This is a genomic window from Bradyrhizobium viridifuturi, assembly GCF_001238275.1.
In the GTDB taxonomy this organism is placed as follows: domain Bacteria; phylum Pseudomonadota; class Alphaproteobacteria; order Rhizobiales; family Xanthobacteraceae; genus Bradyrhizobium; species Bradyrhizobium viridifuturi.
In genome coordinates this window covers 18,750-31,144 of sequence record NZ_LGTB01000067.1, presented here as the reverse complement: position 1 = coordinate 31,144, position 12,395 = coordinate 18,750, and the positions used below count along the sequence as shown (strand labels likewise).

Below are 12,395 nucleotides of genomic sequence, written 5' to 3'. Positions count from 1 at the left end.
AGAATCGTCAGAGTATACCTTTCTCGCGAGCACAATCGGCAGTCATCCCGCAGCGGCCTGCAACGACCGGGACCGGAAAAAGCCAATATGGCGTCGGCAACTCTACTGCCAGCATGCTGGGTCGGAAGAGGCGTTGCTCACTCTCGCACCAAACCCTCGGCCTGCCCGCGCCCTCGACTGTCACATATTGCGGGACGTTGTTGACCGCACCGAGACACTCACCGGCTGTGCAATCGAGCGCGCTTACGGGTGTCCCTGTGACCTGTGTAGCGCGTCGATCTGGATTGGAAGCGTCTTCCATCCTGATCGCCGCTCGACAGACCTGACAGCACAGTGGGCATTTTTGTTTTATGCTTCTCGCTCTTCGCCCGGCGCCCAGCTTCCGCTTTTTGGGTCGAATCACTCCGAGATGATAGAGTGGATAATCCGAACGATCGAGGTGCGAAGACATGATTGCCGTGAACGTTTTCGAGCGGAACGGGCACCAATGCCTAGAGAAGGTCCGACAAACCGACCCAACAAGCTTTGAGCTTGCGGGCCACACGGCCGAGCCGTATGGCGGCCCCTACGCGCGAAGTCTGACATTATGGGAGCTTCTGATCTGGGCCACCGCACGTCCTGAGCAGGTGACGCTGATCCCGGCGGCTGCCCGCTAGTTTGTGCCGCGCGGCCGGAGAGGCCGCCACGTGCGCGACATCAGTGGATCACTGCGGTCATCGTATATGGGCACAAGCTCACCAGCCTTTAGCCCAAGGCCTTTCAAATCGGCTTCGCGGAGTTCGGAATTCACGATCGTTGCTTCTCCCGCACTGGCGGCCAATGAAGCTTTCACGGCTTCCGCCTGATCGGCCATTGCGACGGCATAAGTCACATAACTAACCTTGCCGTCTTTGACGGTGCCGACCGAAACCATCCACCCTGCTGCCATGTCAGTCCTAGCCTGTATTGAGAGCTAAGGCTCTCCGTCGAGATCGTATTGTCTGGCAAGGTCTTTCGCGAATACGAAAGCGGCTGCTGGCACCATCTCGCGGCCCTCGCAGACAAATCCCGCATACCAGCTTATGAATTTGGGAGCAGTCGCAAACGATCGGGTGATTGCCACGGTCCTGATGTGGCTCCAGCTCGGATGCTTGGCAATCTCCTTCATGAAGATTGCGCGTAGTTCGTCGGCCGTTTTCTTTCCCCTCACGACATTCTCTCCTCAGCTGCGTTCTCGGCTCGCGAGGCAAGGCACCATAGAAAAGAAGCGCGGGTGGAGGGAGGTCCACCCGCGCAGGATTGACGCTCGCATGGGGGTAGCACGAATGCATGAGCAGCCAAGCCCGTACGTCTCCTGGCAATTCACGTGCCAGATGCCACGTGCTGATCACGACGCTTTCCGCCGGTGCGACGGTTGGCCGGTAGACAAGCTACGTCGGCGGCCGAAGTCTCGGCGATGTCAGCCATTCTGTCATATGTGCCGTTACTTCGTTCTCACGGGCCTTCCGCAAGGCCTTTTCACGTTTGGCATCGGCCGGCAACTCTTTTGCCTCCGCGCGGAGGCTCTTCGCTTCCTGCTCTAGTCGCTGCTCTAGCGGGACCGTTTGCATGAAACGGCGGCGATGCTTTGTCATCTGCGCGTCCCTCATCTGTGCAGTCGGGAATGCGTCTCAATCTCTCGGTCACCGACGACGCACCCCCGAGTACGGAAAAGCGAGCGGGTGGGGCTGCTGACGGATCGTCCGCACGAAGTTTCCGGTCGAGAAGCTTGGCCCTCAGGAGTTTCCGATCAATGAGCAACCAGGCCACACTTGGCTCAGCAACCTGCGTGCCAGATGGAAATAGAAAGACGAGAGGGCAAAACGGCGCGCTTTTACGCGTGCGCCAGTGCACTCCTCGCGCGTTTCCGGACGATATGTCGTCAAGCCGACGTGGTTTGAACGAGCGCAGACGAGCTAATGACGCCGAGGACATGAGGTGATCGAATTCATCTCGTCGTCGTGTACAACAGAAGCTCACCGGGCTTTAGGCCAAGTCTTTGCAACTGCCCTCGTCGATCGGGCAGCGGAGCATTGCGGCCTTCGCGCCGCAGTCTGCTGTCGTCACCCTCCAAAGCTGCCGAGATCGTAGCAGGCCCACGCCCAAGCCGTTGTGCCGGGAACAACTTTGCTGCCGGCCGCTACCATTCCAGCAACCTTGCAGTCCGATAGTGTCGCCATGTATCCCTCTAGGATCGTTATTCCGCCATCCTCTTTCTGGTAGGCAACCACGCCTAACGCGCCGGATAATCCCTGCTGGAGGGTAGTGTCGTGGCAGACATAGGAGGCGGAAACGCCGGGCTTCACAGTCGCGGCTTTGATCGCTGCCTCACCCAAATTCCGGCACTCGTCTACGTTTTGTGAGGGCTGAGCAGTGATGTTGATCGTGGCTAAAACACTCAGTTGCGTCGAAGCGACTATAACGATGAGCGGCGACATGGCGACGGACCACCTCAATCATCGCAGCGGAATTGCGCTGAGCGCATCAGGCCATCGAAGACGGATGAGGTAGGCCATTGCGCGCGCCTTTCTTGATCGAAGTCTCCGGTCGCTCTGTTTGTCCGCACATATAGCCGCCATGCTGTGCAAGCCACATTGACGACGGATACCGCCGCGTCGGCGATGAGAATGGTATGCCGTCGAGCCGCGTTGATGCTCATGGGCGGTGCTCCTCGTGCGCAGCCTCGGAGATGATCTTGATCAACCTAAGAAGCGTGAGTGGATGTTTGCGTATAAGTTCTGTGGTCGTCAGCGCGAACTCGTCATGCCTCCGCGTTGGCGGATGGTCTCCCGAAGTGCGGCGAGCTTCTCGGGATCCGCGGAACGGATCGCCGCCTCGAAAGCTGGAATAAAGTTCAGCCTGTCCATTGCAGCATGCTCCTTATGGAGAGAGCGTCGGCCTTGAAGGCGGCTTTGGTGGCTGCCTAGCCGCCATAAGATCCGCAATCGCGCAAGTACGACGCTCGTTTCCGCCTTCCCTTCGGACCATTCTTTGAGCGACGCTATCGCGTTCTCCAAAGCCTCTTCACGGGTCATGGAACGATCCCCGCAGCGCCTTGTCGCCGAAGACCATGCAGCCTGCGGCTACAAAAAGACGCGGCCTCTGGAGGAACCACCCGCGTGCAGTTTGCTACGCCAAGCTTGGTCTGTCTGCGCTTGCGAAGAACAGCCAAGCCGCTAAGCCTCAGCAACTCGCATGCCAGACGGCACTATGCAGGAGTGAAGACAAACAGCGCGGTAATCGACAGAGCGCAATCTCGGAGGCCGGCGCGACGGAAAAAGCGTGCGAGCGGGGGCTGCTGACGGACCGCCCGCACGAAGTTTCCCATCGACGCTCGGCCCTCGCGAGAGCCATCCCTTGCTCAGCAACCCGCGTGCCAGACGGCTGGAGCGGATGACGCGGTAAGCTATCACGGCGCGCAACTATCTAACTACTCGCACCGCTTCCGGACAGAATGTCGTTAACCCGACGCGGCTTGGGCGAAAGCAGACGCGCGGCTAATGGCGCCGGGGACGCGGGAGAATCGGATCGACCTTGTCATCGTGTACCATGATCAGCTCGCCGGGCTCCAAGCCGGGACTTTGCAACATGCCAGGTTCGATCGGACAGTTGAGCATTGCGGCATTGGCGCCGCTGTCTTCGATAGTCAGTTGCACGGCTTCGCTTGGGTCAGCGACCGCGACCGCGTAAGTTATGTGCCTGTACTCTTCGTCGCCATCTTGCTTAATGGCGACCGTCACCAACCAACCACGCATCTTGCTGCGCCTCGGGAAGCATCGCCTATGAGCTACCGAGCCCCCTGCAATTCCGGACTAATTTTGATTGATGCGTGATTCAAAGTCTCCTGATCGGAGGCTTTGATGGCTGATTTGTTTCTGCTCAGCGAGCGCCAGATGGCGCGCATATCGCCGAGTTTTCCGTTGGCGCATGGCGTGCCGAGGGTCGACGACCGCCGCGTTGTCAGTGGCATCGTCTATGTCATTCGCAACGGTCTGCAGTGGAAGGACGCGCCGAAGGGCTACGGTCCGCACAAGACGCTCTACAATCGCTTCATCCGCTGGAGCCGGCTCGGCGTGTTCGATCGGATCTTTGCCACCCTGGCGGCGGAAGGACCGAAGCCAGAGCGCATCATGATCGATTCCACGCATCTGAAGGCGCACCGAACGGCTGCGAGCCTCCTAAAAAAGGGGTTCTTTCCCGCTGCATCGGCCGCACGAAAGGCGGGTTGAATTCCAAGCTCCATGTCGTCTGCAACGACATTGGCAAGCCGCCGCTCGTCATGCTGCTCTCGGAAGGCCAGATGAGCGACCACAAGGGCGCTCGCCTGATGCTCGAAGCCCTGCCCCCCGCCTCGGCGTTGATCGCAGATCGCGGCTACGACTCCAACTGGTTCCGGGCCGCCCTGAAGGCCAAAGGCATGGACGCCTGCATCCCGCCGACCAGAAACCGCAAGCAGCCGCTCGCCTACGACAAAGGTCTCTATCGCTCCCGTCACAAGATCGAAAATCTATTCGCCAAACTCAAAGATTGGCGACGCCACCCGCTACGACCGATGCGCTCACACCTTCTTCTCGGCTACGGCCGAAAACCGCCCACACCCCATCTTCGCCGTCCCAGCTGCCGCGGCTCGCCGCCTTGGAGTACTCCGTGGCGCGCTGCTCGAAGAAATTGGCGTGCTCGACGCCATTGAGAATCTCAACGAGCCACGGCAGCGGATGCGCCTTGAGCTGCGTGAATCCGCCCTCCTTAGCCTCGAAGAAGCCGAAGACCGGGGCAATCCGGAGCTGGCTAAGTCGCCAGTCGGCCACATAGCGGACGTAGGCGTGGATCTGCTCAGGCAGCATTCCCTCGATCTTGCCGAGGCCAAAGGCGAGATCGACGAAGTTCTCCTCCAGCTTCACCATGGTCTTTGCGACGTCGACGATGTCATCGCGGACGGAGCGCGTCACCGCGCCGGTTTCACTGTGCCATTCGTGAAATAGCTTGATGATGCCCTCGCAGTGGAGACTCTCGTCGCGCACCGACCAGCTTACGATTTGTCCCATGCCATTCATCTTGTTATGACGCGGGAAGTTGAGCAGCATGGCGAAGCTCGCGAACAACGCCATGCCTTCGGTGAAGGCGCCGAACATCGCCAGGGTGCGGGCGACATCAGCCACGGTATGGACGCCGAACTCGTGCATGTAGTCCGCCTTGGCGCGCATCTCCGCATAGCCGCGGAATGCCTCGAACTCGGTCTTTGGCATGCCGAGCGTCTTGAGCAGAAGCGCATAGGCGTCGATGTGGACCGTCTCCATGTTGGTGAAGGCGGCCATCATCATCTGGACGGTGAGTGGCTGGAAGATCGGGATGTAGCGCTTGAGATAGTTGTCGCCGACCTCGATGTCCGACTGAGTGAAGAAACGGAAGATCTGGGTGAGCAGCGCGCGCTCGTTGGCCGTGACGCGGTCCGACGCCCAGTCTTTCAGGTCGGCGCCGAGCGACACCTCCTCGCCCATCCAGTGGGTCTGCTGCTGGCGCTTCCAGAACTCGTAAGCCCAGGCGTAGCGATCGACGTCATAGCTGCCGGTCGAGTCAAGCAGGCCGATCCGCCCCTTGCCGATCAGCGTGCGCGGATCGACGGACGAGAGATCGATCACTGACATGCGAGCACTCCTCATAGTCGGCACGCTGCGGCTGTGGCGCCTCGTCGCGGTCGGCGATCTTGCCGGCGAACGCCGCGCGCGAGATCGATTTTGAGCGGCAGTAATAGAGGCTCTTCACCCCACGCTCCCATGCCGTCCAGTGCAGCATGTGGAGGTCCCACTTATCGACGTCGGCCGGCAAATAGAGGTTGATCGACTGGCTCTGGCAGATGAACGCGGCACGGTCGGCGGCAAGCTCGACGATCCAGCGCTGATCGATCTCGAAGGCGGTGCGAAAGATCGCTTTCTCGTGCTCCGACAGGATGTCGAGATGGGCGACCGACCCCTCGTGCGCGATGATCGACTGCCAGGTCGCCGAGGTATCGGCGCCCTTGGCGGTCAGCACCTTGGCGAGATGCGGATTACGCACCGAGATGGCGCCCGACAATGTCTTGTGGGTGTAGATGTTGGCCGGGATCGGCTCGATGCAGGCGCTGGTGCCGCCGCAGATGATGCTGATCGAGGCGGTCGGAGCGATCGCGATCTTGTGGCTGAAGCGCGCCATCACGCCGCGTTCCAGGGCATCCGGGCACGGGCCACGCTCGCGAGCGAGCGCCACGGATGCCGCGTCGGCATCGCGACGGATTTTTCGGAACATGTTCAGATTGAACGACTTGGCCAAGACACTCTCCATCGGAATGCCCTTGGCCTGGAGAAACGAGTGGAAGCCCATGACGCCGAGGCCGACGGAGCGCGCGCGCAGGGCGGCGTAGCGGGCACGCTTCATCCCGCCGGGTGCCACCGTGATGAAGTGGGTGAGCACGTTGTCGAGGAAGCGCATGACGTCCTCGATGAAGCCGGGCTCCTCATTCCACTGGTCCCAGGTCTCGAGGTTGAGCGACGACAGGCAGCACACCGCGGTGCGCTCCTCGTCCCGATGATCGACACCGGTCGGCAGGGTAATTTCGCTGCATAGGTTGGAGGTCGAGACCTTGAGGCCGAGCTCGCGCTGGTGCTTGGGGAGCGCGCGGTTCACGGTGTCGATGAACAAGAGATAAGGCTCGCCGGTCTGCAGCCGGTTCTCAAGGATGCGTTGCCACAGCTGGCGGGCGTCGGTCTCGCGGATGACCTCGTTAGTCTTCGGGCTGCGCAGAGCGAACGCGGTGCCGGCGCCTACGGCACGCATGAACTCGTCGGTGACGTTGATGCCGTGATGGAGGTTAAGGCTCTTGCGGTTGAAGTCGCCAGACGCCTTGCGGATCTCGAGGAACTCCTCGATCTCGGGATGGTGGATATCGAGATAGACGGCCGCCGAGCCGCGCCGCAACGAGCCCTGGCTGATCGCCAGCGTCAGGCCGTCCATGACGTGGATGAACGGGATGATGCCCGAGGTAACGCCGCCCTTCACCTTCTCGCCGATCGAGCGAACATTGCCCCAGTAGGTGCCGATGCCGCCGCCGTAGGAGGCAAGCCAGACGTTCTCGTTCCAAGTGCCGACGATGCCTTCGAGCGAGTCCGACACCGAGTTAAGGAAGCACGAGATCGGCAGGCCGCGCGTGGTGCCGCCGTTGGAAAGCACCGGTGTGGCCGGCATGAACCACAGTCGAGACATCGCATCATAGAGACGTTGGGCATGCGCAACATCGTCCGCGAAGGCGCAAGACACCCGCGCGAACATGTCCTGGAGGCTTTCGCCGGCGAGCAGATAACGGTCTGTCAGCGTCAGCTTGCCAAACGACGTCAGCAGGTCGTCGCGCGACCGATCGAGCGTAAGGTCGGACGGCTTTGGCGATGGCGCGAGGGGCCACGGTAGCGGAGCCGGCGATGGCGTCGGCACAAGACACAGTTCAGGCGCGGTAGGCGTTGCCTGCGCTGGCCGCGCCCGCACACTCGGCGGGTCAACGAGATGACCATGCTGATCGAAATCGTAAGACGGCGACATCGGCAACCCTGCGATGTTTGGGGCTGGGGCCGCGCGGACGACTTGCAAGGAGACCGGGAAAATGTCCCGGCTGCAAGCGACCCACCGGGGCACCCCGCCCGAGGACGTTCGTTCTGTCGCGGCAGGTCTCCTGGCTCGCGTGTCGCTGCGGCTGTCGGCCTTCCCGGCGCTGTCGCCAGTGACCATGATGACAACCGCTCGTCGCTTACAGTTGCGGGGGCAGCCTCGGAATAGCCATTGCCGGCGCACCGGGTTCCCTCTTAGCTTCCATCGCACGAGATGTGGGAATGGAAGACCGTGACATGTCTACATATAGGCGCGACTCGCCGAGGTTCGTCAAGCCTTGTGCTGAGGGAGATCAAGATTCAGAAGGCAAAAGGGCACCGTCAAGTTAACGAATTGGAGCCGCCGAGGCAGTAGACAACCGGCATGCCAACCGTCCGGGACCGCTCTTTTTCGCCGTCATTGCTTCCCGCCGGAAGCAATCAGCTATGCCGTTTGGTCGTATTAGCTTGCGCATGGTCGAGGAAATGCTGGCGGTGTGTGGCATTGGCGTGACCTATGAAACCGTGGGCCACTGGGGAAGGAAATTCGGCAAAGCGTTCTCCGATCGGATCCGCCAGCGCGCTCCCGCTCGCGGCGACTAATGGCATCTGGACGAAATCGTTATCTCGCTCGCGGGCGAACAACATTGGCTCCGGCGCGCTGTCGACTAGAATGGCTTCATCTCGACGTCGTGATCCAGCGCTGAAGGGACTCGCACGCCGCGCAGCAGCTCGTGAAGAAGCTCTTGAAATCCGCCGGTACGCCGCCGCGCGTGATGATCACGGACAAGCTCCGTTCGTACGGCGCTGCGAGGGGGAACCTGGGCTTTCACGTCGAACATCGTCAGCACAAAGCTCCCAACAATCGGGCCGAGAATTCTCATCAGGCCGACGCGGCGACGCGAGCGGGTCATGAAGCGTTTCAAATCGTCCCGCCAAGCTCAACGGTTTCTGTCAGTTCACGATCAGGTCGCGAAGCTTTTCAACATCCCCTACCCCGGAGCCGTCGCTGCCGACTTCCGTCGTGCTTTCTCGCGAGCGAGCCTTTACGACTTGGCGCGAGATCTCCACGACAAGCGCTATCGCCGAATCTCGACCCTCTGAGAATCCCCTTCTTCGGCTCAGCGGTCGATTAAGTTGACGATGCCAGCCTCGATCTCGACATACGGCACGGAAACAGGTGGATTCGAAATCGGCAATGCTGTCATGAGCACGGCTTCTCTCTAGCCTGCCGACCGGACCGAACGTAACCGTTCAGGGAGCTAGGGTGATCCACTTAGGTGCACAGATCCCTGGATCACACCCACGGCTATCTTCGGAACGCGAACCTGTCACGGCTCCAGCGCGACCTGCAAGCTCTTGCTGCCCTCAACATAAACGTAACGGGGCCCGATCGGCCGCCCCCTGCCGCTAGCGACGGTGACAATTTCTTCCAGAGGCGTGGCGCGCATCCGCCTCAGGGCGTGACAAGATCAGATCGGCGTGAAACAGCCCTTCTGATTCAAGACCAGTAGCATCGACGCCAAGAGCCGCCAAGCTGGCCAAACAACTTTCAAACTCGTCAGCATCGCGGAAGCGACGCTGGATAAACGTCGCGCCCGCAAGACGTTCTGTCACAAGGCCACGCCTCGCGAACGTCGCGGCCAAGGAATCAAATGGGAACATTCGTAGGACGAAGGAGATGATCCATAGACGCTCATCTGTCGCATCGAGAATTTTGCTGAACGTTTTCTCGGTAACATAGCCGATGCAACCCGTAGACATGATAACATCCGTGGAGCGGATAATGCGCGCGCTGTCCGTCGATAGCGCCTCCTTTTCAAGGTCAGCGACAATGCCCTGCTCCAGGAGACCAACATCCGTTGCATAGCTGATCGCCGGTGCCGACATATCGAGGCCGATAAACCGCGCCGAACCGACATCAGGCCAAGCTGCATAAAAATTTCGATCGAGATGCACCAGGGTCTCAGAACTGATCGCCCTCATCTCGCGCCGGGCGTAGCGGTGACGCAAGCCCCCAAAGGTCAGTGGAAACCGATGCACCGCTGCGTTGATGCCGTATGAACAGCCAACATCAAGCACGACCGGCTTAAGGCCGGTTGCCGAAGCTTTCGCTGTCAGAATTTGGCGCACAACCGGCTCAGCTACGTCCGGGATCATATAATCCAAGTCTCCCAGGACAGAGAAATATGCCCTCGGATCATCCAAAGCATAAATATCATCGAAGATAGCTTTAGACCGATTGATAGGCGAAAAATCTGTTCGCAAACCAATGTCTCCCATTTCGTTTTGCAAGCCACTCGACGGCTGTTGCCTTCAAGTACTCGATGCCTTATCGCAGAGATTGGCCGAGGCATAAACCCCATAGCGCGCTTTTTCAGGCTCGCTTCGTGAAACAGAGGACAAACTCTTTATTGCAGAACACGAGTAGATGAAGTGGCTCCAAAAGCAGACACGAGATTCTTCGGCATTTGAGTTGTGGCGTTGAGGGCTTCTTGAATGTCGAATGGCAGCAATTGTAATGACCACAAATTGAGCGCGAACGGCTAGCTCCCGCCCTCGGACGCGACAGCTTGCGAAGCCATCCAAGATGCGCGCGTGGGGTTGAGGGGACCCGGCGCGCGCCAGGCGCGGACTGCCGGCATGACGCCGCAAGAGTTGAGCGATAGCCTCCGGATTGGTGGACACGCAACCTTCGAATGCGGCAGCGCCGCTCTGGCTCAAAACGCAAATGCCGGTGTCTTCCATAGAGATTCCAAACCAGCATGGAGTTGCTCCCTTTCCTCAATCTGCTGGGCTCGATCCTACCGAATTTCGTGTCTTCGAGGAGCCGTCAGCGGCGATTACGACATGTGAACAAGCCTCTAGGCGATTGAGCGGAAGTCTATCGAAAAGGATGCATCCGTATGCGTTGAGACGGCTGCGCACTACCGGTTCTCGCGCTGGAACTGCTTGCGATGCACGGTCTTGAATCGCCACCGCGGTGGATTTTCGCCTACGCGGCTAGCGATCATCGGCCTATTAGGCGAGCTGCCCCTCACGTCGGCTCGCGCTCCTGATTATCCTCCAGTATCTCCTGCTGCAGCTTTGGACCTTGACTGAGCCGTCGCCCGAGCGCCGCGACGAAATTGTCGTAGCGCGCGGCCGCCTGCGCCCTCGCCGCCTTTGCAGCAGGCTCGGGGAGTGGTGGTGTCGTCGTCAGCCAGAAGCGGACGAACAACGCCAAGGTCTCGACCGAGATCCCCATGTCGCGTTCGAGCCGCGCGATGCGGCGATCGACCTGATCGAGTCGCTTGGCAATAGCGGCCTCGCGCCGCTCGTCTGCGTCCGGCGACAGGAAGGATGCGATCGCGGCTTCGGCGATGAGCGACATCGGCTGCTCACGCCGGGCGGCATAGACCGACAGCGTCTTCATGACCTCCGGGTCGAGGTAGACCGACATCTGAGCTTTCTTCTTCGGCGCTGCATGATGCCTCACAATCCGAGATCGTCGCCGGGATCGAGTGTGCCTGGCACGCGACGCCCTGCATCACGTCGTTCATGCGCCTGATCCGCGGAGCATCTTCGTCGAACTCGTCGGCAAGATCGGCCGCGAACTCGTTGTCGAGCGGTTCCGTCTCCTCCACAGTGTCGTGACCCAGTTCATGCTGCCGCCGACGATCGGCGATCTTCGGATCCTCTACGTCAGTCTCGTCGCTGGCTGAGGCCGGAGGGGGCATGGGGCACGGCGGAAGTGGCCGTAAACTCCAATCGTCAGGCCGCGCGTCGTTGGGCTTGGTCGGCATCGGCGGCGCCAAAATGCGCTCCTGGAAACGAGTGTCCTCGTAATAGCGTGCCTTCCTCGCGCGGATCGGATGCAGGCCGGACATCATGACGATCTCGTCCGAGGGCGGAAGCTGCATCATCTCGCCGGGCGTCAACAGCGGCCGGGCGGTCTCCGACCGCGATACCATGAGATGTCCGAGCCAAGGTGCCAGCCGGCTGCCGGCATAGTTCTTCATCGCCTTCATCTCAGTCGCCATCCCCAACGCGTCAGACACCCGCTTCGCCGTCCGTTCGTCATTGGTCGCGAAGCTGACCCGCACGTGACAGTTGTCGAGGATCGAATTGTTCGGCCCATAGGCCTTCTCGATCTGGTTCAGCGACTGGGCGATCAGGAAGCTCTTGATGCCGTAACCTGCCATGAAGGCGAGCGCCGACTCAAAGAAGTCGAGCCGGCCGAGCGCGGGGAATTCGTCGAGCATCAGGAGGAGCCGGCGCCGGCCTGCCTTGGCCTTAAGATCCTCGGTCAGGCGGCGGCCGATCTGATTGAGGATCAACCGGATCAGAGGCTTGGTGCGGTTGATGTCCGATGGCGGCGCCACGAGGTAAAGCGTGGTCGCACGCTCTGCGCCAACGATGTCGGCGATCTACCGCCAGCGGATTGCCACGCTCTATGAGAGCTTACAGAGCGAGGACGGCAAGGCGGAGGCGGCTGAGGTCTTCCGCACGCTGGTCGATCAGGTGACGCTCGTGCCCGATGCGGAAGAGCTGGCCATCGTGCTGCGAGGCGACCTGGCCGCGATCCTGCGCTTTGCCGCGAACAAGAAAAACCCCGACGTCCTTTCGGAGGCCGGGGTTTTGGGTGCCTTGCTTTCGCAAGAATCGTTGGTTGCGGGGATAGGATTTGAACCTATGACCTTCAGGTTATGAGGCTGCAGGTCGCAATGAAAGCGATTTCCGCCCCAGAGCACTTCCCAGGCCAATTGAACCGGTTCGTCCTATTTG

General features: G+C 60.4%; 9 protein-coding genes, 5 pseudogenes and 1 riboswitch. Of the genes and pseudogenes, 3 read left to right on the top strand and 11 right to left on the bottom strand.

The genetic code is table 11. The annotated features are described in order from the left end of the window. Positions 1-652: 652 nt before the first annotated feature. The 6 genes from ALC15_RS38550 to ALC15_RS38530 form a co-directional block, all read right to left on the bottom strand. The gene (locus ALC15_RS38550) at positions 653-928 is read right to left on the bottom strand and encodes a hypothetical protein (protein ID WP_128089717.1); all 276 of its coding nucleotides are present in this window, start codon (positions 926-928) and stop codon (positions 653-655) included. Between the two features lie 481 nt (positions 929-1,409). Then, entirely contained in the window at positions 1,410-1,613 is a 204-nt protein-coding gene (locus tag ALC15_RS45680; RefSeq protein WP_094194389.1) for a hypothetical protein, read from the bottom strand. A 468-nt stretch (positions 1,614-2,081) separates the two neighbouring features. Beyond that, a complete protein-coding gene (locus tag ALC15_RS38540; RefSeq protein ID WP_050631785.1) occupies positions 2,082-2,456 on the bottom strand; it encodes a hypothetical protein in 375 nt (124 codons plus the stop codon). A 14-nt stretch (positions 2,457-2,470) separates the two neighbouring features. Then, a complete protein-coding gene (locus ALC15_RS43840) occupies positions 2,471-2,677 on the bottom strand; it encodes a hypothetical protein (protein WP_128089716.1) in 207 nt (68 codons plus the stop codon). Positions 2,678-2,765: 88 nt separating this feature from the next. Then, positions 2,766-3,053 carry a hypothetical protein gene (locus ALC15_RS38535; RefSeq protein WP_050631784.1) on the bottom strand — a complete coding sequence of 96 codons (288 nt, stop codon included), beginning with the start codon at positions 3,051-3,053 and terminating at the stop codon, positions 2,766-2,768. A gap of 462 nt (positions 3,054-3,515) precedes the next feature. Next, a complete protein-coding gene (locus tag ALC15_RS38530; protein ID WP_050631783.1) occupies positions 3,516-3,773 on the bottom strand; it encodes a hypothetical protein in 258 nt (85 codons plus the stop codon). Between the two features lie 105 nt (positions 3,774-3,878). Between ALC15_RS38530 and ALC15_RS46915 the strand changes: the two are divergent. Continuing rightward, positions 3,879-4,601: pseudogene (locus ALC15_RS46915) on the top strand (IS5 family transposase); the annotation flags it as partial. Positions 4,602-4,661: 60 nt separating this feature from the next. On the opposite strand, the pseudogene ALC15_RS38520 reads toward ALC15_RS46915, so the two are convergent. Both ALC15_RS38520 and ALC15_RS38515 read right to left on the bottom strand, forming a co-directional pair. Then, positions 4,662-5,663 (bottom strand): annotated as a pseudogene (locus tag ALC15_RS38520) (ribonucleotide-diphosphate reductase subunit beta); the annotation flags it as partial. Then, positions 5,593-7,584: a ribonucleoside-diphosphate reductase subunit alpha gene (locus ALC15_RS38515; RefSeq protein WP_244486451.1), complete on the bottom strand. Its 1,992-nt coding sequence runs from the start codon at positions 7,582-7,584 to the stop codon at positions 5,593-5,595. The gene ALC15_RS38515 and the pseudogene ALC15_RS38520, both read right to left, overlap by 71 nt. A 103-nt stretch (positions 7,585-7,687) precedes the next feature. Then, a riboswitch (cobalamin riboswitch) is annotated at positions 7,688-7,899 on the bottom strand. 169 nt (positions 7,900-8,068) lie between these two features. Between ALC15_RS38515 and ALC15_RS38510 the strand changes: the two are divergent. Further along, a pseudogene (locus ALC15_RS38510) lies at positions 8,069-8,764 on the top strand (IS6 family transposase). Positions 8,765-8,959: 195 nt separating this feature from the next. Here the strand turns inward: ALC15_RS38510 and ALC15_RS38505 are convergent. The 3 genes and pseudogenes from ALC15_RS38505 to ALC15_RS38495 form a co-directional block, all read right to left on the bottom strand. After that, a pseudogene (locus tag ALC15_RS38505) lies at positions 8,960-9,911 on the bottom strand (class I SAM-dependent methyltransferase). A gap of 754 nt (positions 9,912-10,665) precedes the next feature. Next, complete coding sequence (locus ALC15_RS38500) at positions 10,666-11,070, bottom strand: hypothetical protein (RefSeq protein ID WP_050631781.1); 405 nt, start codon at positions 11,068-11,070, stop codon at positions 10,666-10,668. Between the two features lie 32 nt (positions 11,071-11,102). Next, a pseudogene (locus tag ALC15_RS38495) lies at positions 11,103-12,037 on the bottom strand (type IV secretory system conjugative DNA transfer family protein); the annotation flags it as partial. Here ALC15_RS38495 and ALC15_RS44635 point away from each other — a divergent pair. Further along, positions 12,027-12,320: a hypothetical protein gene (locus tag ALC15_RS44635; RefSeq protein ID WP_162240546.1), complete on the top strand. Its 294-nt coding sequence runs from the start codon at positions 12,027-12,029 to the stop codon at positions 12,318-12,320. The pseudogene ALC15_RS38495 and the gene ALC15_RS44635 sit on opposite strands and share 11 nt — an antisense overlap. The last annotated feature ends 75 nt before the right edge of the window (positions 12,321-12,395 follow it).